The 25,522-nt window shown below is 37.8% G+C and carries 21 protein-coding genes and 2 pseudogenes; 5 read left to right on the top strand and 18 right to left on the bottom strand.

Features of this window, described 5'->3' with window-relative positions; translation table 11 throughout:
- The first annotated feature begins 151 nt into the window (after positions 1 to 151).
- Positions 152 to 1,446: pseudogene (locus tag RL70_RS09175) on the top strand (MFS transporter).
- 425 nt (positions 1,447 to 1,871) lie between these two features.
- Here RL70_RS09175 and RL70_RS09170 read toward each other — a convergent pair.
- Entirely contained in the window at positions 1,872 to 2,060 is a 189-nt protein-coding gene (locus RL70_RS09170) for a hypothetical protein (protein WP_039043109.1), read from the bottom strand.
- Between the two features lie 180 nt (positions 2,061 to 2,240).
- Between RL70_RS09170 and RL70_RS17550 the strand changes: the two are divergent.
- A pseudogene (locus tag RL70_RS17550) lies at positions 2,241 to 3,574 on the top strand (IS3 family transposase).
- Positions 3,575 to 4,366: 792 nt separating this feature from the next.
- Here RL70_RS17550 and RL70_RS09155 read toward each other — a convergent pair.
- Positions 4,367 to 5,422: an acyltransferase gene (locus RL70_RS09155; RefSeq protein ID WP_052245885.1), complete on the bottom strand. Its 1,056-nt coding sequence runs from the start codon at positions 5,420 to 5,422 to the stop codon at positions 4,367 to 4,369.
- 361 nt (positions 5,423 to 5,783) lie between these two features.
- Between RL70_RS09155 and RL70_RS09145 the strand changes: the two genes are divergently transcribed.
- Positions 5,784 to 6,895, top strand: a protein-coding gene (locus RL70_RS09145; protein WP_156137958.1) for an IS3 family transposase whose coding sequence is annotated in 2 segments (ribosomal slippage) — positions 5,784 to 6,036 and positions 6,036 to 6,895 — 1,113 coding nt in all. Because the reading frame shifts where the segments join, the coding sequence is not laid out codon by codon here.
- A gap of 496 nt (positions 6,896 to 7,391) precedes the next feature.
- On the opposite strand, the gene RL70_RS09140 is transcribed toward RL70_RS09145, so the two are convergent.
- The 16 genes from RL70_RS09140 to RL70_RS09065 form a co-directional block, all read right to left on the bottom strand.
- A complete protein-coding gene (locus RL70_RS09140; protein ID WP_039043105.1) occupies positions 7,392 to 7,607 on the bottom strand; it encodes a hypothetical protein in 216 nt (71 codons plus the stop codon).
- Positions 7,608 to 7,616: 9 nt separating this feature from the next.
- A complete protein-coding gene (locus RL70_RS09135) occupies positions 7,617 to 7,832 on the bottom strand; it encodes a hypothetical protein (protein ID WP_156137957.1) in 216 nt (71 codons plus the stop codon).
- Between the two features lie 515 nt (positions 7,833 to 8,347).
- On the bottom strand, positions 8,348 to 9,469 hold the full coding sequence (locus RL70_RS09130; protein ID WP_039043103.1) for a glycosyltransferase: 1,122 nt from the start codon (positions 9,467 to 9,469) through the stop codon (positions 8,348 to 8,350).
- Complete coding sequence (locus RL70_RS09125; RefSeq protein ID WP_039043102.1) at positions 9,432 to 10,685, bottom strand: O-antigen ligase; 1,254 nt, start codon at positions 10,683 to 10,685, stop codon at positions 9,432 to 9,434. Before RL70_RS09125 ends, RL70_RS09130 begins: the two co-directional genes overlap by 38 nt.
- Complete coding sequence (locus RL70_RS09120; protein ID WP_052245884.1) at positions 10,675 to 11,229, bottom strand: serine O-acetyltransferase; 555 nt, start codon at positions 11,227 to 11,229, stop codon at positions 10,675 to 10,677. Before RL70_RS09120 ends, RL70_RS09125 begins: the two co-directional genes overlap by 11 nt.
- A gap of 9 nt (positions 11,230 to 11,238) precedes the next feature.
- Positions 11,239 to 12,669: an oligosaccharide flippase family protein gene (locus RL70_RS09115; RefSeq protein WP_039043101.1), complete on the bottom strand. Its 1,431-nt coding sequence runs from the start codon at positions 12,667 to 12,669 to the stop codon at positions 11,239 to 11,241.
- A gap of 131 nt (positions 12,670 to 12,800) precedes the next feature.
- On the bottom strand, positions 12,801 to 13,775 hold the full coding sequence (locus tag RL70_RS09110) for an SDR family oxidoreductase (protein WP_039043100.1): 975 nt from the start codon (positions 13,773 to 13,775) through the stop codon (positions 12,801 to 12,803).
- 1 nt (position 13,776) lies between these two features.
- The gene (locus RL70_RS09105) at positions 13,777 to 15,159 is read right to left on the bottom strand and encodes a nucleotide sugar dehydrogenase (protein ID WP_039043099.1); all 1,383 of its coding nucleotides are present in this window, start codon (positions 15,157 to 15,159) and stop codon (positions 13,777 to 13,779) included.
- Positions 15,146 to 16,258, bottom strand: coding sequence for a glycosyltransferase family 4 protein (locus tag RL70_RS09100; RefSeq protein WP_231567258.1), 1,113 nt, complete (start codon positions 16,256 to 16,258; stop codon positions 15,146 to 15,148). Before RL70_RS09100 ends, RL70_RS09105 begins: the two co-directional genes overlap by 14 nt.
- A 4-nt stretch (positions 16,259 to 16,262) precedes the next feature.
- Positions 16,263 to 16,880: an acetyltransferase gene (locus RL70_RS09095; protein WP_039043097.1), complete on the bottom strand. Its 618-nt coding sequence runs from the start codon at positions 16,878 to 16,880 to the stop codon at positions 16,263 to 16,265.
- The gene (locus tag RL70_RS09090; RefSeq protein ID WP_039043123.1) at positions 16,880 to 17,521 is read right to left on the bottom strand and encodes a sugar transferase; all 642 of its coding nucleotides are present in this window, start codon (positions 17,519 to 17,521) and stop codon (positions 16,880 to 16,882) included. The genes RL70_RS09095 and RL70_RS09090 overlap by 1 nt, the downstream gene beginning before the upstream one ends.
- Entirely contained in the window at positions 17,521 to 18,636 is a 1,116-nt protein-coding gene (locus RL70_RS09085; protein WP_039043096.1) for a DegT/DnrJ/EryC1/StrS aminotransferase family protein, read from the bottom strand. The genes RL70_RS09090 and RL70_RS09085 overlap by 1 nt, the downstream gene beginning before the upstream one ends.
- Before the next feature lie 183 nt (positions 18,637 to 18,819).
- Positions 18,820 to 20,652 (bottom strand): nucleoside-diphosphate sugar epimerase/dehydratase, encoded by a 1,833-nt coding sequence (locus RL70_RS09080; RefSeq protein WP_039043095.1) that lies wholly within the window; start codon positions 20,650 to 20,652, stop codon positions 18,820 to 18,822.
- A gap of 235 nt (positions 20,653 to 20,887) precedes the next feature.
- Positions 20,888 to 21,652 carry a tyrosine-protein phosphatase gene (locus RL70_RS09075; RefSeq protein WP_039043094.1) on the bottom strand — a complete coding sequence of 255 codons (765 nt, stop codon included), beginning with the start codon at positions 21,650 to 21,652 and terminating at the stop codon, positions 20,888 to 20,890.
- A gap of 263 nt (positions 21,653 to 21,915) precedes the next feature.
- Positions 21,916 to 22,620 (bottom strand): CpsD/CapB family tyrosine-protein kinase, encoded by a 705-nt coding sequence (locus RL70_RS09070; protein WP_039043093.1) that lies wholly within the window; start codon positions 22,618 to 22,620, stop codon positions 21,916 to 21,918.
- A gap of 5 nt (positions 22,621 to 22,625) precedes the next feature.
- Positions 22,626 to 23,348 (bottom strand): YveK family protein, encoded by a 723-nt coding sequence (locus RL70_RS09065; RefSeq protein WP_039043092.1) that lies wholly within the window; start codon positions 23,346 to 23,348, stop codon positions 22,626 to 22,628.
- A gap of 138 nt (positions 23,349 to 23,486) precedes the next feature.
- Here RL70_RS09065 and RL70_RS09060 point away from each other — a divergent pair, with 138 nt between their 5' ends.
- Positions 23,487 to 24,290 carry a hypothetical protein gene (locus tag RL70_RS09060; protein ID WP_039043091.1) on the top strand — a complete coding sequence of 268 codons (804 nt, stop codon included), beginning with the start codon at positions 23,487 to 23,489 and terminating at the stop codon, positions 24,288 to 24,290.
- Positions 24,291 to 24,418: 128 nt separating this feature from the next.
- Entirely contained in the window at positions 24,419 to 25,498 is a 1,080-nt protein-coding gene (locus RL70_RS17330; protein WP_052245883.1) for an S-layer homology domain-containing protein, read from the top strand.
- Positions 25,499 to 25,522: the final 24 nt, after the last annotated feature.

The raw sequence follows: 25,522 nt of genomic DNA, 5'->3' as shown, positions 1-25,522 counted from the left end.
ATTAATTTAGGTTAGCCCAGTACGACACAACTCTAAAACAATTTTTAACTGTGTTGTGCACAGGCAAGCTTTTACACCGAACCAGACATATATCCCCACCTCCTGAATACACTGTACCAATCTATACACTATAAGATTGGAGGTTGGTGGAATGCAGAAGAAGGATATGCGGCGTGTGCTGATTGCGAGTCTGGTCGGCAGCTCGATTGAGTGGTTTGACTATTTTTTGTACGGAACTGTAGCTGCTCTTGTCTTTAATACTATGTTTTTTGTTTCGGAAGACCCATCTATCGGACTTATATTGGCTTATGCCTCGTTTGCTTTAGCTTTTTTCATCCGCCCACTTGGCGGAGTGATATTTAGCCATATTGGGGATCGGATTGGGAGGAAGAAAACGCTCGTTTTGACACTCAGCCTCATGGGAATTGCGACGTTTGGGATGGGTTTACTGCCAACCTATTACACAATCGGGATCTGGGCGCCCATCATGCTCATTACGCTCCGTTTGGTTCAGGCGCTGGGTATTGGTGGCGAATGGGGTGGCGCTATGCTGCTTGCTGTTGAGTATGCGCCGAAGGAACAACGGGGGTTCTTCGGTTCCGTTCCCCAAATGGGCGTTACAATCGGAATGGTGCTTGGAACACTCTCAATTTCAATCATGACACTGCTCCCTGAGGAAGCGTTCATGAGCTGGGGCTGGCGTGTACCTTTCCTTCTAAGTGCGCTGCTCGTCGTCTTTGGATTGTGGATTCGTAACGGCATTGCAGAAACACCATCGTTCAAAGAAGTCCAAGCGAAAGGAACCATTCCGAAAATTCCTGTCGTCGACACATTTAAGTACCACTGGCGTGAAGTACTGATTGCTGTAGGAGCTAAAGTTGTCGAGACAGCCCCCTTCTACATCTTCGGGACGTTCGTAGTATCCTACGCAACAAAGAATGTGGGTCAGAAGTGCTCATGGCCGTCATGGTCGCAACAATCATTACAACGATTCTCATACCGTTCATGGGGAAACTATCCGATAAAATCGGGAGGAAACCGCTTTATGTCTTCGGAACCATTGCAATGGGACTGTTTGCATTCCCGTATTTCTGGATGCTGAACGAAGGATCGAACCTCATGATGTTCCTCGCGACCATCATCGGACTCGGCATCATCTGGGCCCCGATCACAGCGGTCCTCGGTACAATGTTCTCAGAGATATTCGCTGCAGAAGTAAGATATACAGGAATCTCACTTGGCTATCAAATTGGAGCTGCTGTAGCTGGAGGCACAGCACCACTTATCGCGGCAACACTGCTGCTGAAATTTAATGACTCGTATGTTCCAGTTGCTCTATACATCATCTTCACCGCTATCGTATCCCTTACTGCAATATGGGCTGTGAACGATCGCAAGAATCAGGACTTGGATATAGACAATGCCACTTCATCCCTGAAGGAATAATAAAGCGACAACTAAAAATATAAAAAACAAAAGGTACCCAGGCGCATAACTTTTGTGATTGTTGTAAACAAACACAAAAGTTACATGCCCAGGGACCTTTTCCTGTCAGAACTCAAATAAAGTAGAAGTAAAAAAGTCCTCAAGCTAGCTGCATGGCTAGAATAACTAATCACTAAAGAAATAGTAGGCTTTATAGATTAGAATTGACCTATTGATAACGCTTCAAAGTTGTCAGACTAGTGTCTGATTTTATAACATTGCCTGTGCATGACGCAAGTCCAGAACAGTTCTGAATAGTGTTCGAGGTGTGCGGTGCACAGGCAAGGCTTTTCATCTGTAAGTTGCTAACAATAGTGCACCTTGTACATTGCCATTCAAACCCGCTAATTTATATCTTGAATTGTACGGAGCACAGGCAAGCCTTTTTATATATTTTCTTTTCTATTCCATTCTTCTTTCCAACCATTCTCTTCTCTTTTTACAAGGAAAGCACCACATCCATCAGGCATCATACCACCTGGTTCTCCCCCTCTACATTCCCATCTTTGATAATCATGTTCATCGACAATTCGAGTCAATTTACTATTACAATATCTACATTGATAAGTATCCATTATCATTTCCTCCTACGCCCTGTAATGAATCTATTATACTATAAATATTCTAAATATAAAATAAGCCCTGCCTAGGTTGTAAACTGTAACCTATAGTGTAGACACTCTAAAAAGAGTCTACCCTATAGGTTTTTTTGTGTAGAATTGTAGATAGAATAGGACGGGATGGGAGAGCTTGAGATGAGTAAAAAGACTTTCACAGAGAATGAGAAAAGACTATTATCCGTAAATCCTTATGTTAAGTCGGTTAGCTTAAAAGCGATTACGTATTCCGATGAATTTAAACAACTCTTTATAAAGGAATCTGAAAAGGCTAAGTTCGCAAGGGAAATATTTGAAGAGTCTGGTTTTGATACCGAGGTAATTGGAATGGAGCAAATTCGTAGTTCAGCAAAACGTTGGAAGAAGACTTACTTAAAAGATTGAGTAATGGGTCTAAGAGATACTAGGCGTGGTAATTCAGGCAGATTACTTCAAAGGGAACGAACATTAGAAGAGAAGTATTCCAGATTGGAAGCTCAAAATAATTTGTTGAAAGCCGAGAATGAACTCCTAAAAAAGATACGATTCGCAGAAAGGGGACAAAAGAAGAAATAACGTTATCAGCTGATCAGAAATTCAACCTGATTCGTTCTGTCATCGTCAAATACAACTTAAATAACATGGTCAGTCACCTATGTGCGGTAGCCGGCGTGTCACGGTCTGGATACTATAACTACTATTCCTCTCAAGCAGTGGAACGGAGGAAACAGAAGGATATGAAGGATGAATCTATTCGCGATATTATCCTTAAAGCATATCGTTTCAAGAGATATAAGAAAGGAGCACGTCAAATCAAAATGACATTGGAGGATCACTTTGAAATCATCTATAATTTAAAGAGAATCGGAAGAATCATGAAAAAGTATGACATCGTCTGTCCCATTCGCAGAGCGAATCCATATAGACGTATGATGAAAGCAACTCAAGAACATAAAGTATTACCAAATCTACTAAATAGGGAGTTCAAACAGGGTATCCCTTATAAGGTGTTACTGACGGATATTACTTACCTGTTTTACGGGAAGGGCAAAAGGGCATATTTATCAACAATCAAAGACGCCTCTACAAACGAAATTTTGGCATACCAAGTGTCAGATCGAATAACACTCGATATCGCTCTAGATACCTTAACCAAACTAAAGAAAAATCGGAAAGTAAAACTGGCTGAAGGAGCGTTCATTCACTCTGATCAGGGAGGGCATTATACGAGCCCTATTTATCAAAAGCTGGTGAAGAAGTATAAATTAGCTCAGTCTATGTCAAGAAGGGGTAACTGTTGGGATAACGCTCCTCAGGAGTCATTCTTCTGGCGCTTTAAGGACGAAGCTTTTATCAAGCCTTGTCAAACTTTAGATGGGTTAAAGAAGGAAGTTAAGAGCTACATGACCTACTACAATCACTTTAGATATCAATGGGATTTAAAAAAGATGCCCCCTGTTCAATACAGAGATCATCTACTTAAAGCTGCCTAGCTTTTTTTTAAATGTCCTTTACATAGGTTACAGTTTATTGGCACAGGCAAGTTCTTTATAGATTATTGTTAGAATTGTGCAGGGGCTTTTTGTGATCGCTGTATACTCTTTATTGTTGAGTAGTAAGATTGTAGCATCAATCTATTGAAAGAATGTTATTTTGAAAGCAAAACCCGGGGAATTGATAGAGGCTGTTTATGTAGGTATAGAAATTGGTATATTAGTTAACACATTTCCAGGTTAAGTAAATTGCTTCACAGGTAGGCTTTCATTTAGAGTCCTCTATGCTATAGAGGGAAGAGTAACATTGTGGGTCTTCAGCCGCTCGCATCGCTTCATTATTAGTAGTTTTAATATCGCCAAATTCTATTTGTCCTTTTATGGAACCGTGAGCATCTTTATAGTCCTGGGCGTAAATAGCGTTGCCTGTGCACGACACAATTCCAGCACAATTCCGAATAGTGTTCGAGTTGTTCAGTGCACAGGTAGTGCTTTATTCAATCCATTTTTGATCTTTATAATAAAATGAACTGATACTTTAGATGAAATCATTGAGCTCTCCGATAAAACCAAATCACCCTGAGTAATTAACTTTTTCCACACAGGACTCTTCTACTTATTACTCGCCACTACCATTCGATAATCGACTTTACGCGTCATTTCATTCGTTTTTTTAGATAGCCCTGCGTTATCTAAATAATTATCTCTTCGCACTTAAATGTGCTGAAAGTAAAGATACTCCTCAAATAAGCAATTCAGGAAACCGTAAAATTGATAGTACACAGTATGTTCCTACTGCTCATTAATATAATCCACTTTAGTTAGGTCGATTGAAGTAGTTTTTCTTTTACTCTTAGATTTATTATGAAAGATTTTACGGATTGGCTTCTCTACATAAAATGTTAATAAAGTAGCAAGTCCAACAGAAATAGTTACCGGGATTACTAAAAACACTTCATTTATCAAGCCGTATTTCTCCATTATATTTATAACAATATATCCAATGTTTTGATGTACTAAATAAAAACTATACGATATCGTCCCCAAAAACACGAGTGGTTTCATATTCAAGAAATTCAACTTGTTGTTAACTAATAAATAAAACAGCATAAAGAAAATAGTGACAAAAAAATTGGAGTTTATATCTATGAAAACATATTCATACATTAAGCACGCTAAAATCATCATATGGTGTTTTACTTGTCCTTTTTGTCTAATTAAATAAAACATTATTCCCGCAATAAATAGGTGACTGTAATTCGAAATTGCTAGATACTCAACGAAAGTTGTTAATCTTTGGTTAGACATGTCACTAATTATCATAATACCACCAGATGTAACTAACCATAAAAGCGAAATGGTAGTTATCTTGTTACTTAGCCCTAGAAAAAGAACTAGCCCCATTATCAAATAAAAAGTTAGTTCGACGGTTAAACTCCAATAAGCACCATCTACATGTGGTATTAATATATGTCCTTGTAGCATCGTTAAGTTGATAATGGCCTCCCCTAACGAAACACCTCTACCTTTTAGATCATAAACTCTCACCGCCATAAAGGTTATTACTACTGCGACTATATATGCAGGATATAATCTTAACGCCCTTCTTTTGGCAAACTCCTTCAGACTATTAATTCTAGTTAAAGTCATAAAAATGACGAAGCCGCTTATTATAAAAAATAGATTAACTCCCAGATAACCGTACTCAAAACCTAAGTAGTTTTGTTTTTTATGTCCGAACAATTCATCGTATCTAGTTGTATAATGGAAAATAACAACTGCCATTGCAGCTACCCCTCTTAAAGCATCAAGTTCCATAAGTCTGTCCTTCTTGATATCATTCCCCATACACTTAAAACCCCTTAACGTTAGTATGAATATATCTTATTAGTCTTAAAGTCCTTAAACATATAATGTATTTGCAACAGAGACTTTAGTTTGTCTAATTTATCATTAATCACTAAAGATGACTCCTATCGTATGCAAGAAAAGTAAGATATGGCTATTATCACGGTACCGCCATTGTCAAGTGAAAGAAAAAGCAAGAAAGCTTAACCTGATTATAATCGTAGCTGTCTTTCTGAGATTATTTAACTCTCCGTTAAAACCAAATCATCCTTAGTAATTTCCTTTTTGTATAGGCTACACTTACTTGGACAATAAACTTAGGGTCTTGTAGAATACAACCAAAGAGATGAGGAGAATCTACATGACTGAAAAAAGAGCGAGACGGACCTATACCAAGGAATTTAAAAACCAAATTGTACAGCTACATGAAAACGGTAAACCACGTACAGATATTCTTCGTGAGTACGATCTAACCTCCACTACTTTTGATAATTGGGTGAGGCGTCACAAAGCGACTGGATCTTTTGAAGAAAAAGATCAGCGTACAGACGAAGAGAATGAATTAATCAAATTACGTAAAGAAAACCAACGTCTCCTAATGGAGAATGATATTTTAAAGCAAGCCGCGCTGATCATGGGAGGAAAGTAGATGTGATTCAAAACAACCGTCACAAATACTCGGTATCAGCAATGTGCGACGTCCTAGGGATCGCAAGAAGCACATTCTATTACACTTCCGTTAAACAACCGGAGGATAGAACCCTGCAAAAAGACATCAAGGGAATTTTTAAACAGAGTCGAAACAATTACGGAACACGTAAAATCAAAAAAGAATTAGAAAAGATCAACCGGACGGTTTCTAGACGGCGTATTGGTCGCGTCATGAAGCAAACGGGGCTTGTATCCAACTACACTGTCGCTCAATATAAACCGTTTAAATCAAAAGTGAATGAGGAACCTGTAAAGAATGTTTTGGCGAGAAACTTTAACGGCCAAGAAGAACTGGCTGTGGTTGTTAGCGATTTAACATACGTAAGAGTCAATGGAAGAGGGAATTATGTCTGCTTATTTGTCGATCTTTTTAATCGGGAAATCATCGGCTACAGCGCTGGGCCCGAAAAGACAGCTAAGCTTGTATACAAGGCTTTGTCTAGCATTGAACGCAGCTTGAATCGCATCCAATTGTTCCATACAGACCGTGGAAGTGAATTTAAAAATCAACTAATTGACGAAGCTTTAGAAGCTTTTGGAATCGGAAGATCACTTAGCATGAAAGGATGCCCATACGACAATGCGGTAGCAGAATCGATGTTCAATGTGGTCAAAATCGAGTTCATTAAGCAAATGACGTTTTCTTCTATCAGCCAGTTAGAGCGTGAACTACAGGATTATGTGAATTGGTTCAATCGGGTTCGGATCCACGGAACGCTAGATTATGTAACGCCTATTGAGTACCGATTGGGGACCTTATAAAAATTGTCCTATTTAGTGTTGACAAGCCATTTTCAACATAGGACTCTTCTGTCTATTGCTCACTACGGCCATTCGATAATCGACTTTATTCATCATTTCTTTCGCCATCTTTTTAGTTAGTCTGGCATTCCCGAAATATGTGTCTCTTCGTGCATAGATGTTTTGGTAGTGCTAATATAGCGTACTCTTTCCTCATCCCTTATTCCGTATACTTTAATATAGAGCTCAGTAATCTCTATCAATTCTTCTGGCGTATAGTCCTCGAAATATAACGTGAGACCGAACCGTCGACGTAGCCTGGCGTTACTGTCTTAGGAAGCGATTATTTTTTTTCGTAACATGCTGCAGTCAACAGGAACTCGCCTTGACGATTGGACATTTTTTCAGTAGTCATTATACCACTTTTTCCCAAAAGTCATTCTTTCCCCACTAGCGATTATGTACGTTTCCTCGATAAAGAGCGCGCTACCCATCGCTTGTTTAAACTACTGGGATATCAGCTTCTCGGTTTCACCAATATAACTACTAAATCGCTTCGATCCACTTCAATCAAGTCATACCATTCTAACAATTTAAGAGCTTGATAGATATCCGCAATCACGCGACCGACCTCTGTTAAACCTGTCACTGCTTTAACAATCAACAGTGTATGGTTCATCAACTTTTCAGTAGAATGGTTTTCTCTTCTGTAATACCTTATCAGTTCAATCATTTTCAGCCTTCACTGTACTACGACCAATAGAGTGATCGAGTTCTGCCCGTTTATGAGCAGCAGTTCCTCATCAATCGGTTTTATATATATATCCACTTCACGCCCTTGTACCGCTTGCACAACGTCTTCTTCTCCAAAAGACGTCAATAACTTTTCAGTCCATTTCTCTCTCGGGAGTTTCGCAATTCGCATCGACTGAGCGAGTCCTATCTGATCGTACATCATGTAAGAAAAAAAGCCCGGGGTATTCCCCATGCCTTCGACAAATAAAATGAAAAGTGAGGACTTTTAGTACTGCGTTTTTAGGGCTATTTAAACCGATATTTAAAACCAATACAGTAGAGAAAACATAGAAAGGATGGTGAGAATCATGAAATACAGTCAGCTAACTAAATATAAACTACAAAAAAATCGGGGGTTCTCCTAGGTTAGAGGTGAAGTGCAAATTTTTTCACCTCAATACTTGATTTTAAAATTTAATTATACATTTTAAAGCTTTTTAATATCGATTGTTTTCTGGGTTCTTGACCAAACGACTCCAATAACTTCCCGTTCCCCCCCCAACATATGATTAAATGACTGTTAAGTCATCGTTTTAGCTCCTCTTTAAGAAGGGTAGGATTTGTAAGTTCTAAAAACGGTAATTTCTATACCCTAAAAACAATTGCCTTATGCGTTTTTTCCTATCTATTTAACATAACAGGCAGAGGTTTTAAAAACTGCGATCTGCTTCTATCAGGTCACTTTTTCGGTTCACTAAAAACTTTCAATGATTTTTCTTTTACAATTTCTTCACTAAAATTGTTCTTAACAATATTTAAACCTTGCTTACCAAATCGAACTCTTTCATCTCGATTTTTAATTAATTTAGATATTTTTCGAGAAAAAATTTCATTTTCACCATAGTTAATTAAATATCCATTGACATTATCTTGAATTAAAGAACTAACACCACCTACGTCAAATCCAATAACGGGCTTTGATAATGCCATTGCTTCAAGGAGAACTCTTGGTAAGCCTTCACTTTTGGAAGTCAACACTACTATATCGCTTTGTTTAATGCAGGGTGTAACATTATTTTTCCAACCATTAAATACAAACTTACCATCTAAATTATTCATCTCTATTAAATTCTTAATCTCACTTTTATACCATATAAAGTCATCGCTTGGGATATCTCCATAAATGTTGATAACATAATTGTCACAATCAATTTTTTTCGCAATTTCCACAAGATTTTCTAAGCCTTTTATTGGAATAATCGAACCTATAAAAGCTATATTTATGTTTTTGTTTTGCAATTTTATATTATGATAAAAATCTTCTTCAAGTTTTATAAAATTCGGTATAACTTCAGTCTTTCTTCTTAAAAACATAGGAAAATTTGTAATTAGTTTTTCAGAAAGGGAAACTATATTGGTTGAAAAAAGAAATCTAGGAACGTCATAATAAGATGGCTCTCCTCTAACATATGATACTATTTTACACCTACTCACAAAGGCAGGAATACCAACAAAGAAGAAATCTCTACTTTCATTTAGAAGGACAACGTTTATCTTCTCTTTTTTTATATACTTATAATTTTTCATCATCGTTTTAAAACCGAATAGAAAAATAAATAATGTGCTTTTCATTTTTCTTATTGCGTAGTTTTTAACACCATTATTTTTTTGAATACTTATATGCTCCAAATTAAATGTATACTCTATATCTTCATAATCTAACTGGTCACTAAACCATCCTTTACTTCCTACAACAATACCAAAGCTTAAATCGTCTTTCAATAACTTTACTAAGTTAAATAAGCTTTTCTTTGACCCCCCGCTAGTTGGACGACCTTGATATATCATTACCTTTATCATAAATACGAATCCCTTCTTTCTTAAAAACAAAGTAATTAGTCCCAATTAAAGATATACAAAGCCACAGCATAACGTTATTGAAAGCACTTAAAGATATAGAATGTACTAGCATTTCAATCAAAGCACCAAATAATGCAGTGGAAATTAAGAAATATTCATTATATATCGTTTTTAAACATACAAATAATAAGAAATAGATACTACTCACAAAAATGAATATAAGAACCAATAGGCCCAATAATCCGTTCTCACTTAAAGTTTGTAAATATAAATTATGAGGAATAGTGTTAAGGCTAGTAACTTCTCTAAAAGAATCCATTCCATATCCCAAAAAAGGCTTCTCATTAAACATTCTTAATGTATACTCCCAAAAATCTAATCTAGTATTGGATTCTCCATTATCTTGGAAAATAGATTTACTTATTTCTCTAATATTAAAAATTATCAATGCTATTGGTAAAGCTAAAGTCACTAGTAATATTGAAAACATTTTCTTTTTAACTATAACTACTAGAAATATTACAAGAGTAGCTATTATTAAAGACAAAGTAGCACCCTTGGATCCTGATGCAATAATAGCCAATAGTAAAATAAAGTGGTTTATTAAAATGATTTTAAAACTATAAGGAATTATTCGGATACCCTTATATAATATTAAAATTGATAGCGATAATGAATGACCGAAATGCAAGAAAAACCCATATAAATTAGGGTTAGAAAAAAAAGCAGTCGATCTAATATCAGTTTGCAGTATAAATGGATATCCAAAGAAACCTCCTAAATTAATTCCTAGTAATTCATAGGAAATGACTTGAATAATTCCTAACAAGGCAACTAATATTGACATTATATATATAGTTTTAATAACTAAGAAGAAAAAGCATTCTGTTTTAATAATGTTGAAGGTTATAAAAACTAATATAAAAATATTTATTATAGAAATACTAGCCCTAAAGCTAGTATTAATATCTGGTGCATTTGTCAAAGATACTATGCTTAATAAGAACAACAAAAGTATTAATAATAAAGTAATTAATTGATCTCTCATAAAAGACAAATCAAATTTGATCAATAAAACAAAGTAATATCCTAACAATATCAATAAAATTACATCTTTAACAGATAGACCTGCAAATGATATAGTATAAAAAGGCAAAGAATAAATAAGTATTATGTATAATTTTTGAGTGTTATTTAATTTTTCATTAGTAACCATTTGTATCACTTCTCTGCTTAATGGCCTTGGCTGGCGCCCCAACGGCAACCATGCTATTTTCTATATCCTTTAAAACTACACTGTTAGCACCTATGATAACATGATCACCAACTATTACTGGTCCCAATATTCTAGCTCCTGCACTTACACTAGTATTATTACCAATTTGAGGTTGAGAATAGTTAATACCTTGTTCAAATCTTTTCTTCCCAAAGTTACCTCCAATAGTCACTCCTTGATTAGTGGTGAAATTTTCTCCTATATTGACTCCTCCTCCAATTACAACTCCAATCGAGTGATTAATCCGTAATCCCATGCCTATCTTAGCTGTATAACTTATCTCAGCTGAGAATAGTACCTTATTAAGGTTCATTACTACCTTAGGGAGTAATGGCACCCCCCATAAGTACAATTGGTGAGCTAGTCTATATAAAACCACAGTACAAAAATTGGTATCAAAAAGTAACCTTCTCACAAATGAAAATAAACTTGGCTCTTGATACCTTGCTAAATCAGTCTTTATTGTTTTAATAAATAGAAACATGTTTTCACCCTATATCGTTTTCCATATTTTCTTTATATGCCTATTTAATGGTACATAAAGAATAAGAATTGAAATCAGCCCGCCAAGTAAGAAAGTAATTATAGTCGAATTTAAATATATGAAAAAGAATTGATGCATGAAATATAAAACTGCAAAGTAAAATGAAGAATATAATATTACAGGTGTAAATTCCATTAAGAATGTTTGTAACTTAACGTCTAAAATTTTGTTTGTCAATCGAGTAATCAATACAAAGTTGACAATAATAGCAACAGTAACTCCAATTATTACTCCATTAAATCCAAAAAATGCTCCCACTAAAGAACTTATAATTACTGAAATAGCATAAACTAATTGTACTACAATTCTTTTATATACATAGCCTATTGATATAGAGATTGTCTCACCTATTTTATAAGCAGTTCGGAAAAACATTGAAAAAGTGAATATTTTTAATGGAACAATAGCACTTTCCCAATTCGATCCTAATAATAAATAAATTATTTCTTCAGCAAAGACAAATATATATATACTTAAGAAAATCAGTATAAATCCTGATAGTCTTAAAAATAGAAGATATATCATTCTTGTTTGTATCTTATCATCTTGTATCCTAGAGAGGGAAGAGAAGAGTAATTTATCAAAAAGCATTCCAGTGATTTTTGCAGGTAAAGATATCAACTGATAAATTCTGCTATAAATCCCCAATGTTTCTGTACCTAGAATCTTTCCCACAATTATATTATCAGAGTGAATTGAAAAGAAAGAAATTAGTCTATTTAAATTAAAACCTATTCCTAATTTTATTATCTCACTTTTAAAATCGACTTTCATACTTGCTCTCAAGGAGGTAGGTTTTAGACACAATAACATCAAAAATCTCAATAGGTGATAAAGTAAGTTCGCATAAATTAGTGCATAATAACTTCTCAGTAGAAAAGCTAGTATTAAACCTATCAAGCCATACCCCAAAGTGTAAGAACAAAGTTCTACTATGGAAGTTGCTTTAAATTTTAGTTCTCGCTGCAACAAAGCCTCAGGTATAGAGGCTAATGACTGCAAAATAACAGTAAAAGTGATAAGATGAATTATTTTTCCCAAGTCACTCTCATCAAAAAAGGAAGATAATGGGGAAGCTAGTAAACTTAATAGGATAACTATTGTTACTGCTGCAATAAGTATTACCGTTGTACTTTCCTTTATTTCATTCTCAGTTAACTGTTTCTTTTGAATAATTGCTTGTGGAAGACCAAATTGAGATAAAATGCTAAATAAACTAACAATAAGCAAACTTATTGTAACTATTCCAAAATCATTAGGAGATAATAGTCTAGAAAAAGTTATTAGTAATACAATTTGCAAGATATTTTGATATACTGTACTTGCTAATACCCAAATGCCTCCACTAAGAAATTTACTTCTAATAGTATTTGCTGACATAGGAGAACCTACTATCTGACAAATGATTGCCTTGTAATTTTAATTGTCTACATACAAATTTCGGACTTAAAAATTATGCATCTATTTTACTTTCAAAATACCAAAAAGTATTGAATTACACTAGCCAATTCCTATAGATTTGTCTTATACCAATCAATTGCTACGGAGATTCCTTTTTCAAAATTCCATTCAGGATCATATCCAAGATACTCTTTTGCTTTACTAATATCCGCATTACTATGCTTGATATCACCCATACGATCAGTCCCAAAAACCGGTTGAATATCTTTCCCTAACTCATTTAACAAATGTGTATAGATATTAATCAAAAACTCTCTGCCACCATAAGCAATATTATATGCCTGCCCCGCAGCTTCATGAGATGCATCACATGCTTTTAAATTAGCCTCAATAACATTTTCAATATAAGTAAAATCCCTACTCTGCTTTCCATCACCATTTATAATAGGTGCTTCATCGTTCATTAACTGTTTAATAAACTTTGGGATAACAGCCGCATATGCGCCGTCAGGATTCTGTCTTCTTCCAAAGACATTAAAATAACGCATTCCATAAGTATCAAGTCCGTACATTCTTGTATAAAGCTTACCATATTCTTCATCAACTTTTTTAGTAAGAGAATAAGGTGATAATACATTCCCCTCTCTTCCTTCCTTTTTAGGAAGATTAGGTTCATCACCATAAACAGACGAACTAGAAGCATAAACAAACTTCTTTATCCCATTTTGTCTAGCTGCCTCCATCATATTTAAAGTACCTTTTATGTTTACTTCCTCATAAAATAAAGGCATCTCAATACTTCTCGGAACACTGCCCCATGCAGCTTGATGCAAAACAAAGTCGATTCCTTCACATGCTTTCATACACATATCAAAATCACGAATATCTCCTTCGAAAAACTCGTAATAAGGATTGTTCAAAAATTCTTCTACATTTGCTTTTTTACCAGTTGAAAAGTTATCCAGTCCTCGAACCTCATAACCTAATTCCAATATAGCTTCTACCAAGTTAGATCCAATAAACCCTGCTGACCCAGTAACTAAAAACTTACTTCCTTCAGGAAACTTTATACCTGAATATCCCATTTTATAACCTCCAATATACAAATCCCGTATCTTCTGCTTCTTCTCTATTAAACAATCCTTTAAGGTCCATTAGTACACAATCCTTGCTATCAATAGTTATATCAAACTCAGATGTTGCAGCTACTTCCTTCATAACTTCTGAATTCACATATCCAGTTACACCAAACATCATTTTCACATCTACTAATTGAATACCTTTAAATTCATCGTGCGGAACTGCAAATATAACCGCATCCATCTCTTTTATATCTTCTACTTCACAAAGATTAATTCCATATTCACGCCATAAATCTTCTTTGTCAGCTTGGGGATCTACTACTTTAACTTCTACTCCGTACTCTTCCAATTCTTTAATAACATCAATTACCTTTGTATTTCGAACATCAGGACAATTCTCTTTAAACGTAACACCAAATATAGCAACTTTTGCACCATTTATTTGCTTATTAGCCTTTATCATTTTCTTAACTGTACTTTCTGCAACATATTTACCCATGTCATCATTTATTTTTCTTCCTGAAAGGATAATTTGAGAATGGTAACCCAGTTGTTCAGCCTTGTATGTGAGGTAGTATGGATCCACGCCTATACAATGTCCACCAACTAATCCCGGTGAAAAGTTTAGGAAGTTCCACTTTGTTCCTGCAGCCTCAAGTACAGCCTTTGTATCGATATCCATTTTATCAAAAATAATAGACAGCTCATTCATAAATGCAATATTAATATCACGTTGTGAATTCTCTATAACCTTGGCTGCTTCTGCTACTTTAATACTTTGTGCTTTATATACACCAGCTTCAACAACTAATTCATATACTTTGGATATTTCATCCAAAGACTTCTTATCTTGTCCTGCTACAACTTTTATTATAGTTTCAAGTCTATGTACTTTGTCGCCAGGATTAATTCTTTCAGGTGAATAACCAACTTTAAAGTCTACACCGCATTTCAATCCCGATTCACTTTCTAAAATCGGAACGCATATTTCTTCAGTTACACCTGGATACACTGTAGATTCAAAAACAACTATTGAACCTTTAGTTAAATTTCTTCCTAAAGTACGACTAGCTGATTGAACAGGTGTTAAATCAGGTGTATGGTCATTGTTTACCGGTGTAGGAACTGCAACAATATGAAACTTCGCTTCTTTTATTTTAGTTTCGTCAGAAGTGAATTCAATAGTTGTATTTTTAATCACTTCATTTCCTACCTCTTTTGTAGGATCAATGCCATTTTGATAAAGTTCAATTTTGGAATCACTAACATCAAAGCCAATCACGTTAACCTTTCTAGCGAAAGCAACAGCTATCGGCATTCCCACATACCCTAGTCCTATCAAAGAAATCTTCTCTTCTTTGTTAACTATCTTTTCATATAGGCTCATAAGAATTCCCCTTTTTATCATCATAGATTTCTTGTAGGTAAGCATTAATTACTAAATTCCTATCAAATTCGCTTTCCATTTTTTTTCGTCCCGCTATGCTCATTGCTTTCCTTTCTTCATTTGTTAAACTTAGAAACTTTTCAATAGCATTCACAAGGCTATCGACATCTTTCGCCTCAAATCCAATTCCTGTTTTACCCTCTTCAAATGTCTCTATACAGCCTGGTACTCTAGAGGCTAGTACTGGTCTACCCGAGGCTGCAGATTCCAGCAAAACATTTGCCAAGCCTTCATGGTAAGAAGGGAGTATTGTAGCATTTGAGTTTTTTATAAATTCATTCACATTATCTTGTTGACCGTAATATTTTAAAATACCTTGTTTTTCTAGTTCACTTATCTTTTCATTGTAATCTTCTTCAATTCCTCCAATAATATCGAATTCAACATTGGAATATTTGCATTTTACAATCTCTGCAGCTTTCATTAACTCTTCTATACCTTTAGCTTTCATAATTCGACCAATAAAGAGAAATCGAATGTCTTCGTCACTATTCGGATAGACTTCATATTTGTGTTTTTCTAAATTTACGCCTGATCCTGGTACTAACTTTGTTTCGCCATTACTGATTCTATGTTCTTTAAAGAATTTCTGGTTGGTTTGATTTTGAAAAAACACGCGTGTTGCTTTCTTTAATGCGAGTTTATATAGTTTTAGTGTGATTTTCTGTATAAGTCCTTTGTTTTCAACAGAGGTACCTAGACCTGTTATAGTAGTCAGATAAGGAGTATTTTTTAATGAGCATGCTAAGCCTCCATAAATATTAGGCTTTATGGTGTAAGTTAAAACCACGTCTGGCTTAATTTGTTTTACTATTTTTATGTACTGAACTAATAACTTTAAATCCTTTAGTGGATTTGTTCCTCTTCTTTCTAAATGGGTATCTATAAAGTGACAACCTAGTTTCTCTAACTTTGGAATATATTCATCGTTCGGCAAGGAGAGGTATACTTCATTCCCCTGCTGAATTAGTTGCTCTAATAACTCTTTTCTAAAGTTGTACAATCCCATCCCGAAATTTGCTAAGACAAGTATTTTCACGTCTTCATACACTCCTAACTGGAACCCCTACATAAACTCCAGGTTCAGTGATATTTCGAATCACAACCGAACCGGCACCTATTGTACATCCACTAGGAATAATCACATTATTACTAACGACACTTCCTATTCCTAACCACGATCCTTTTCCAACACTTACTGTACCCGCCAAATGAGCTCCTGGTGATATATGAACAAAATCTTTTATTGAATTATCATGATCAATCGTAGATCCTGTATTCACAATGCACCCTTTGCCTATCGTAGTACAACAATTAATAACTGCTCCAGCCATGACAACAGTACCAGAACCCATTAAGACTTGTTCCCCAATCACTACACTAGGATGAATTAAAACAGGTATGCTGGCACCTACAGTTTCCAGCGCTTCATAAACCTTTTCTCTTATAGCATTATCACCAATACCAACAAATATCTCATACTCATGTATATATTTATTAATATCAGCCGAAGTTCCAATAACCTCTATCCCCATAGATAATTCAATTGCTTCATCATCATCTAAAAAAGCAATACTCTCCCATTTATTCATCCTCAATGCAATATCTGCAACGACTTTACCATGCCCACTTGCACCTATTATAAGAAGATTCTTTTTCATTATTGTCTTCTATCCTTTGCAGTTCCTTTAAAAGCTTCCATAGTAGCAGCCGTCTCCGAATTAATCCCCTCTTTAACAAATACCTTTTTAAGAGTTAAAAAGATGATCCGCCAGTCTTTCATAAATCCTACATTATCTACATACTCAACATCCAGATCAAACTTATCTTCCCAACTAATCGCATTCCTACCGCTAACTTGAGCTAATCCCGATAACCCAGGTCTAACCTCATGCCGCCGTTTCTGATGCTCGCTATATAATGGAAGATACTGAACCAATAATGGTCTTGGCCCAACAATCGACATGTTCCCCTGAAGGATATTAAACAACTCCGGCAGCTCATCTAAAGAAGTAGACCGTAACAACTTTCCAAACTTCGCCAAACGAACACTATCCGGAAGCAACTCACCTTGCGCATCTCTACCATCCGTCATCGTCCTAAACTTATACATCATAAAAATCTCTTCATTCAAACCAGGTCGTTGCTGTTTAAATAACACCGGGCTACCTAACTTCATCCTAACAAGTACAGCTACAATTAAGAGGACCGGACTTAGAACAATAATAGCTATCAAAGACAATACAAAATCCATCGGTCTTTTTACAAATCTTCTATAAAAACCACCTTTAGCATTCTGCATTATTTTATCCATAACCCTTTAATAATTTTAACTATTCTATTCAGGTCTCCATCAGTCATTTTCGTATCAGACGGCAAACAAACCCCATCCTCAAACAACCTCTCCGAAACACCATCACCCACAAAATCATATTCCTCAAAAAACGGCTGCAAATGCATAGGCTTCCAAACAGGTCGTGACTCAATATTATCCCTCTCGAGAGCCTCCATCACATCAATTGGTTGTACATTCCCACTTAACGTTATACAGCTCAGCCAACAATTCGGTTCATCCCACTCATTACTTGGCATAAACCCAACACCCTCAAGCCCACCAAGCTCTCTCTTATAAAACTCATAAATATACCTCTTCTTTTCAACTCTCTGATCTAATACTTTAAGCTGCCCTCTACCAATCCCAGCAACCACATTACTCATCCGATAGTTAAACCCTAATTCACTATGCTGATAATGCCTCGCTTGATCTCTAGATTGAGTAGCCCAAAACTTCGCCTTAGCAATTCTTTCTTCATTATTAGAAACAAGCATCCCGCCGCCAGAAGTAGTAATGATTTTATTCCCATTAAAAGAGAAGATCCCATAATCCCCAAAAGTCCCTGTAAGCTGTCCTTTATAGTAAGTACCTAAGGACTCTGCAGCATCCTCTATAACCACCACATCATGCTTCTTACAAATTTCCATAATCTTGTCCATATCTGCAGATAAACCATACAGATGAACAACCAGCACTGCCTTAACTTCCGGATACTTTTCAAAAGCTTCTTCTAAAGCTTTCGGACTCATATTCCATGTCTCAACATCGCTATCTATAAAAACTGGTATCGAATTTTGATAAATGATTGGATTTGCAGTAGCCGAGAACGTAAGAGTTGGACAAAAAACAATATCCCCTTCACCTACTCCAGCCCCTTTTAGCGCTAAGTGAATGGCAGCAGTTCCTGATGATAGAGCTGCAGCTGCTTTCACGTTCACCCGTTCAGCAAGCTCTTTTTCAAACTCTGTAATATTCTCTCCTAATGGGGCAATCCAGTTCTTATCAAATGCTTCTTGTATGTATTTCATTTCATATCCTTCTTCACTCATATGAGGAGAGGCTAGAAAAATTTTCTCATTCATTCTAAAGACGTCCTTTCCAGAACTATGAACTAATTTACCTTATAAAAAAGAGGTGCAACATCTCAATACCTAAAGCTTTTAACAGATTTTGCAATAGGTCGATAGAGTTGATCGAACACTTCTATCGGTTAATCGAGTGATGTACCTCCTTTCAAAGATTTAGTTTATTAATATTGTATGCTATTAAGCCATCGTCAACTTCTCAGCATCCAACTCCACTAACTTCCGATTCGCCAATCCAATCAATGTCTCTTTCATCTCTTGTATAGCCATCTCAGGAAGCTTATCCAACACATACTGCAACTCCAGTGCCGTAATCGGAGTCGCCTTCCCAATATAAATCTTAGGAAACACATACTCACTCTGCCGTTCATTCGGATTCATAAGCTCTTCATAGAGCTTCTCTCCCGGTCGGATACCAGAATACTTGATTTCAATTTCACCATCTTGATACCCTGATAGTCTGATCAAGTTCTTCGCTAAATCCACAATCTTAACCGGTTCTCCCATATCGAGGACGAATACTTCCCCTCCACGCGCCAGTGTCCCTGCTTGAATCACTAATCGTGATGCCTCAGGAATTGTCATGAAGTACCGAGTCATTTTAGGATCTGTTACCGTCACGGGACCACCTTGTTTAATCTGATGTTTGAATAACGGGATAACGCTTCCTCTAGAGCCAAGCACATTCCCGAAGCGCACCGCAGCGAACTTCGTTTGGCTATTGCGTGCCAAGTTCTGAATGATCATTTCAGCAAAGCGCTTCGTTGCCCCCATCACGTTTGGCGGATTAACGGCTTTGTCTGTCGATACTAAGACGAAATGTGGAACGCCATATGTATCTGCTGCTTCTGCTACATTTTTTGTTCCGAAGATGTTATTTTTGACCGCTTCTCTTGGATTCGCTTCCATAAGAGGCACGTGTTTGTGTGCCGCCGCATGGTAGATGACATGGGGTGCATGCTCTTCAACGATATCGAAGATGCGTTTACGGTCTTGTACATCGGCAATCACTGCAACTAGTTCAATCGATCCTGCAACTTTTTCTTTCAGCTCACGTTCTATCAAGTAGATGGAGTTCTCACCGTGTCCTACGAGAACAAGTTTACTTGGATTGAACTTACTCACTTGCCGGCAAATTTCCGATCCGATGGAGCCGCCAGCTCCTGTGATCATAATTGTTTTGCCAGTGAGTTTGCTTTCGATCGCTTCCATATCGAGTTTCACTTCATCACGACCGAGCAAGTCTTCGATTTTCACATCTTGCATATCCGATACAGATACTTTCCCAGTCATTAAATCTTCAATCCTTGGAATAGTTTGTGTTTTGACGCCAGTCTTGACACATCGCTGAATGAGTTTCGTCATTTCAGACTTAGGCATAGAAGGAATCGCGATCACAATCTTATCAATCTCATTGTCGCGGACATAGTCTTCGATGTTTTTCGTGCCTCCGATAATCGACACGCCGTGAATTTCAAGACCTTGCTTCCGTCGATCGTCATCCAGAAACGCGACAGGTTTCATACCCGAGTCCGGATTGTTCGCCATTTGACGAACGACTATCGTACCGGCTTGTCCTGCTCCGATAATGAGTGTTTGTCTCATGGACTCTGAATTATTCTTAATCATGCTATCCCGTACAACACGCCAAGAAAGTCTCGACCCACCGATTAACAACAAGTGTAGCATCCATGTGAGGAACAAAGCTCTCATGTTTATGTGCTGGGTCATCACCAGTTGCACACCCATCACGACAAAAATTGATAGTGTAATAGCTTTAAAGATTGCCTCCAATTCCCCAATTGACGCATACGACCATACTTTCCGATACAGTCCATAACGCCATGCAAAAAAGTGATGTGCAATTGCGATGGATATGGCACTTGCGATCACCACTTCTTTTGTGAACACGTGAAAATCCGGTTTTAATATGAAATATCCAAAGAAAATGGATGATAGTACAATAATTGTGTCTAGCGCGAACAGCATCGTCATTCTTCTCTTCATGGTCACACGCTGCCACTCTCCTTCGAGTTGTGGTAAAAAAATTTGATTCCTTCCTAATTTTAGCACGCAGCTCCAGGGATATCCATGGAAAGTCCAACCTTTCGACAAAATGCCTACACAATTACCTCATATTTTCTTCACAATCCATGTAGTTCCACCTACTTTTGACAAGCTTTCTACATAAGCTAATTCCAACCAAAAAGTGAATTTTCTAGATTCCAGAGCATTAGGTAGCATCCCATCAGAAGAACCACCATTTTTTCTGTTTTACTAGGCCTTCCGTATCAAGAATAGTCAATCTTTCATTTTTCAGCAGTCGATCGTTGTTCTCTAATACTAAGTCCGCGTACTCCCCTAGCCTCTTCTTTTCCAATACCTCAAGCCCTTTTTCGAATAGTGGTGGACGGACCGTCGTATTATGAGCGTCTGACCCATATAGATGAATCAGGTTCGCTTCAATTAGCTGGAGCGATAGTTTTTGAATGTTTTTTCCGAATGTTCCCGCCACACTTCCGGCAGTAATTTGTGCAAGTGCTCCTGCACGTACAAGCCGTTCTAAACGTTCCGGTTTTTCTGCAATCCCTCGATTTCGTTCAGGATGCGCAATTACCGGTGTGACTCCTTCTGACAGTAGCTGACTAATTATAGTTGTTGTATAAGCAGGAACAGTCCCAGACGGAAGCTCTAACAATAAGTATTGAGAATCCGCCATCGTCAACACAGTTTTCTCTTTGAGCTTTCCCACCAGATCTTCGACAAGCCTTATTTCATGTCCACTATGCAATGTGATTCCAATACTTGAACTTTCAATAATGTCATTCAATAAACGAACTTGGCTTCGCACCTCATCCACCGCCACATGATATTGAGGATGCAACGCATGAGAAGTTGAAATAATATCCGTAACCCCTTCACCATGCGCAATCTCAAGAATCCGCATCGTCTCCTCAATCGTTTTCGGCCCATCATCCACACCAAACAAAATGTGCATATGTATGTCAATCATCTGGATATTCCTCCTTCGTTATTGAATAGTTGACGGTGTCGATCTGCGTTGCAGGCGGACGCTTTCCGCGGGCTTGATCTCAGCCTCCTCGTTCGCTTCGCTCCCTGCGGGGTCTTCGATCTTCGCTTATTCCGCAGGAGTCGCCGCCTTCCACTTCGATCAACGGATATCGTATAACGTGGTAACTGACACTCAATAATATACTTTAGAAATAGTTGAAAAGAAGAAAAGAAGAAAAAAGAGCAAGAAGGCACTTGGCCTTCTTACTCTGCGGTGCCGTAGTATTGGTAGTAATAATGATCTTTCGCGAGTGTGTAGTTATTCATCAACACACCGAGGATGCGTGCGTTGGCAGACAGTAACGTCTCTTTCGCTTTCACAGCACTATCCTTCTCAGTAGATCCAGTATTGACCACCAAAATCGTGCCGTCGCATTCATTAGACAGAATCTGTGCATCTGCGACAGACAACAATGGAGGTGCGTCGAAAACAAGTAAGTCGAAGTCTTGCTTTAATTGCTCAATGAGTGCCTTCATCGCTTTCGAGCCAATCAGTTCGGCGGGATTCGGTGGAATCGGACCGCACGGCATCACTTGTAAGTTTACGATTCCGCTGTCATGAATCACATCCGCCACCACCGACTGCCTCGTGAGCACGGATGACAGACCTGTCCCATTGTTCAAATGGAACGTATGGTGCATCGTCGGTTTCCGCATATCCGCGTCAATCAGTAACACTTTTCTTCCTTCTTGGGCAAAGACGACGGCGATATTGGCAGCACTCGTAGACTTCCCTTCACTCGGTGAAGAAGATGTCAGCAAAATACTTTGCAATTCACTGTCAGCTGTGGAGAAGTGAATATTCGTACGGATTGTTCGATATTGCTCTGAAATAATCGATTTTGTATTATCAACTGTAATGAGTTTACGAGCCGCTGATTGCAATGGCTTTTTCTTTTTCTTAAACATTTAAGTCACCTCTTCTTCCTTCGCTGTCTCGAAGCAGGTGTCGGCAATTCCTTTTCAGAAATCGGACTGACGAGCCCGAGTATCGGAAGTCCGAGCAATTCTTCTGCGTCTGTTTCATTTTTAATGGTCGTATCCAAGTACTCCAGTAAAAATGCAATTCCTACACCGATCATGAGACCGACAACAGCACCGATCGCCATATTTAGTTTCGGATTAGGCTTCAACGGTTTCGGGTTCTCCGACAGTTCCGCTGGTGATAAGATATTGACGTTGTCCACTTTCATTAGCTTCTGAATTTCCTCTTGGAACACTTCTCCTGTCGTATTCGCAATGTCCACGGCTTTATACGGCTCGGTGTCTGTGACGCTGATGTTGATCACTTGCGAGTTTTGGGCACTGTCTACAGTAATCTGTTCAGTAAGCTGTGAAGGCGTTGTGTCCATATCGAGTTTTTCGATGACAATGGACAAAATGGCAGGACTTTTAATAATGACGTTATATGTATTGATGAGCTGCAAGTCCGTCTGTATGTCTTGAGAATTGAAGGGTTGCTGCTCTACCTTATCTTGGTTGACAAGGATTTGTGTAGAAGATTGATAGATAGGCGTCAACACTAAATAGCTGACGACACCTGCAACGGTAATCGCAAGAATGGCGATTGCAACAATCATGATCAGCCGTTTCTTCAATACGTTCAGTAACTCTTGTAAACTGATAGTCTCTTCCATGAAGTCCTAGGTTCCCCTTTTCGAATTGAATGTCAAATCTTGCAACAGTATAGCATATTGTGAAAAAATTTGGTACATTGTTTCCTGAAAATCATGCTATAGTAAGTCTATTCTACTAATCATTTGAAAGGAGCCCTTATGAAAAAAGGCGTTGGCGTTTTACTCCTATTATCAATACTATGTGCGACCGGTCTGTTCTATAGTGCATCCGTCTGGAAAAACAAAGTGCACGAGGCGGCAGAATCCAAGTCGAGTACCACTATCGTGAAAGAAACCGATAACGACAATTCTACTGAAGATCCTTCCACACCTTCACAAGAGGTTCAAAAGGAAGTTCCGAAAATCGATGCTTTGAGCGCAACGTTGGATGCTCGCGTAAAAGAACAGTTCACAAAGAAATTTTCAGCCGGTGAACACGTAAATGTTCTCGTAATCGGATCTGACTCCATCGGTCCAGTCGCCGAGCGATTCGCAACCACTCTTTCGGAAGCATTCGGCAATTTTGTGACTGTCGATGCGGTGACAGCTGATCTCACTTCCAGCGAGTTTATAAAACAAGGGTTGCCCAACATCGACTGGTCACCAGGATATGACATCGTCTTGTATGAACCTTTCACATTGAACAACAATGGCGAAGTCGTAATCGAGCAAGAACAACGTGATTTGTTAACGGTGCAAGCGAGTGCCAAGCAAGGGAATGAACAGGTTGCATTCATCGTCACACCACCGCAGCCGATTTATGAAGCGAATTATTACCAGACTCAAATCCAGTCGCTTGAGAAATTCACGAAGTCGAAAAACTTGCTGTATATCAACCATTGGTCTGATTGGCCATCCACCTCTTCACCGGAGTTATTGGATTATGTAGACAAGGAACGGCAACTTTCTACACGTGGTGTCAAAGTCTGGTCAGATGCCATCATTCATACATTCTTGCAGTAACCCGTTTTTTATGTTCGGGAAAGATTCTGCAAATTAGCTACACAACTGTAATTAAATTGTGTTATAGTTTGAAAGAATGAAGGATTTACCAATGATAGGCACTACTACTTAACTTTTGGAGGGATTTCATGAAGAAACGTACAACCGCACGTAATACGTACATGGCTGTTTTGTCAGCTGCAGTGGCATCAAGTGCAATCGTAGCAGCAGTACCTGCTCAAACAGCAGATGCAGCAACAGTCAGCTTCAAAGATGTAAGCTCAAAAACTCCACACGCAAGTGCAATTCATGCACTCGCTGAACGAGGTGTTGTAACTGGATTCACTGACGGTACTTTCCGTCCATTGACTGAGCTGAAGCGTGGAGAAGCAGCACAAATGCTCGCTAAGTCACTTAAACTGGATACGAAAAATGTTAAAAACCCTGGATTCACGGATGTGAAGTCTGGCAAGTGGTACTACGGTGCAGTCGCTGCACTTAAGGCTGAAGGAGTAATCGATGGATTCTCTGATGGCTCTTTCCGTCCAGACCAAGGTTTGACTCGTGCTGAAATCTCAAAGTTCCTCGTGAGTGCTTATGGGCTTAATGATTTACACGCTACTGATAACCCATTTGTCGATGTTAAAGCAAGCAAATGGTATGCGAAGTATGTATTGCCACTTTTTGCAACCGGCATTACGACAGGTAAATCTTCATCCGTATACGCTCCTGACAAAGGGGTTGGCCGCGGAGAGTTCTCTACGTTCATCATTCGCGCAGAGCAGTACGTAGCAAAAGCGGATAATGCGACAGAGCAGATGCGTAAAGATATCCTTGCAATCGTTGAAAAGAACGAAGATTTCAAAGATGCAAACGGAAATATCGTAGCAACATCGAAGTTCGATAAAGCTTCAAACTTGTTAACACTTACTGCAAACTCACCGGATGCAGTGGATGCGTTGAAGGGAACAGGGATCTTCTCTGACAAACTTCCAAGTATCGGTGTAACGGGTATTAAAATCGGTAACAACGCACCTGTAAACGTCATAAAAGATCATGCAGCTGCAAAGAAAGCGATCGAAAAGCAACTTACCGACTTAATGGACACATCGACTGTCTCAGAAGGTCAAATGTCTGCAAAGAACGTTCCAGTCCGTCTTCTAGCTAACACTGGAGATGCAGCATTCGGAGTGGACTTCAACTTGACGCTTACTGTTAAATTGCCATAATTCTTATTCAGAAAAGCCCGTTGC

This window comes from Sporosarcina sp. ZBG7A (assembly GCF_000813425.1).
In the GTDB taxonomy this organism is placed as follows: Bacteria; Bacillota; Bacilli; order Bacillales_A; family Planococcaceae; genus Sporosarcina.
Note: the sequence above shows the minus strand (reverse complement) of the source record. Positions and strands in the feature narration are given on the sequence as shown.

Coding starts and splice junctions, on each gene's coding strand:
- RL70_RS09155 (WP_052245885.1), bottom strand. CDS start 5,422: ATGGGGAATGATATCAAGAAGGACAGACTTATGGAACTTGATGCTTTA.
- RL70_RS09085 (WP_039043096.1), bottom strand. CDS start 18,636: ATGAATGAGAAAATTTTTCTAGCCTCTCCTCATATGAGTGAAGAAGGA.
- RL70_RS17330 (WP_052245883.1), top strand. CDS start 24,419: ATGAAGAAACGTACAACCGCACGTAATACGTACATGGCTGTTTTGTCA.
- RL70_RS09115 (WP_039043101.1), bottom strand. CDS start 12,669: ATGTCAGCAAATACTATTAGAAGTAAATTTCTTAGTGGAGGCATTTGG.
- RL70_RS09090 (WP_039043123.1), bottom strand. CDS start 17,521: ATGCAGAATGCTAAAGGTGGTTTTTATAGAAGATTTGTAAAAAGACCG.
- RL70_RS09095 (WP_039043097.1), bottom strand. CDS start 16,880: ATGAAAAAGAATCTTCTTATAATAGGTGCAAGTGGGCATGGTAAAGTC.
- RL70_RS09070 (WP_039043093.1), bottom strand. CDS start 22,620: ATGTTTAAGAAAAAGAAAAAGCCATTGCAATCAGCGGCTCGTAAACTC.
- RL70_RS09060 (WP_039043091.1), top strand. CDS start 23,487: ATGAAAAAAGGCGTTGGCGTTTTACTCCTATTATCAATACTATGTGCG.
- RL70_RS09140 (WP_039043105.1), bottom strand. CDS start 7,607: ATGATTGAACTGATAAGGTATTACAGAAGAGAAAACCATTCTACTGAA.
- RL70_RS09065 (WP_039043092.1), bottom strand. CDS start 23,348: ATGGAAGAGACTATCAGTTTACAAGAGTTACTGAACGTATTGAAGAAA.
- RL70_RS09135 (WP_156137957.1), bottom strand. CDS start 7,832: ATGATGTACGATCAGATAGGACTCGCTCAGTCGATGCGAATTGCGAAA.
- RL70_RS09125 (WP_039043102.1), bottom strand. CDS start 10,685: ATGGTTACTAATGAAAAATTAAATAACACTCAAAAATTATACATAATA.
- RL70_RS09120 (WP_052245884.1), bottom strand. CDS start 11,229: ATGTTTCTATTTATTAAAACAATAAAGACTGATTTAGCAAGGTATCAA.
- RL70_RS09110 (WP_039043100.1), bottom strand. CDS start 13,775: ATGGGATATTCAGGTATAAAGTTTCCTGAAGGAAGTAAGTTTTTAGTT.
- RL70_RS09075 (WP_039043094.1), bottom strand. CDS start 21,652: ATGATTGACATACATATGCACATTTTGTTTGGTGTGGATGATGGGCCG.
- RL70_RS09130 (WP_039043103.1), bottom strand. CDS start 9,469: ATGATAAAGGTAATGATATATCAAGGTCGTCCAACTAGCGGGGGGTCA.
- RL70_RS09170 (WP_039043109.1), bottom strand. CDS start 2,060: ATGGATACTTATCAATGTAGATATTGTAATAGTAAATTGACTCGAATT.
- RL70_RS09105 (WP_039043099.1), bottom strand. CDS start 15,159: ATGAGCCTATATGAAAAGATAGTTAACAAAGAAGAGAAGATTTCTTTG.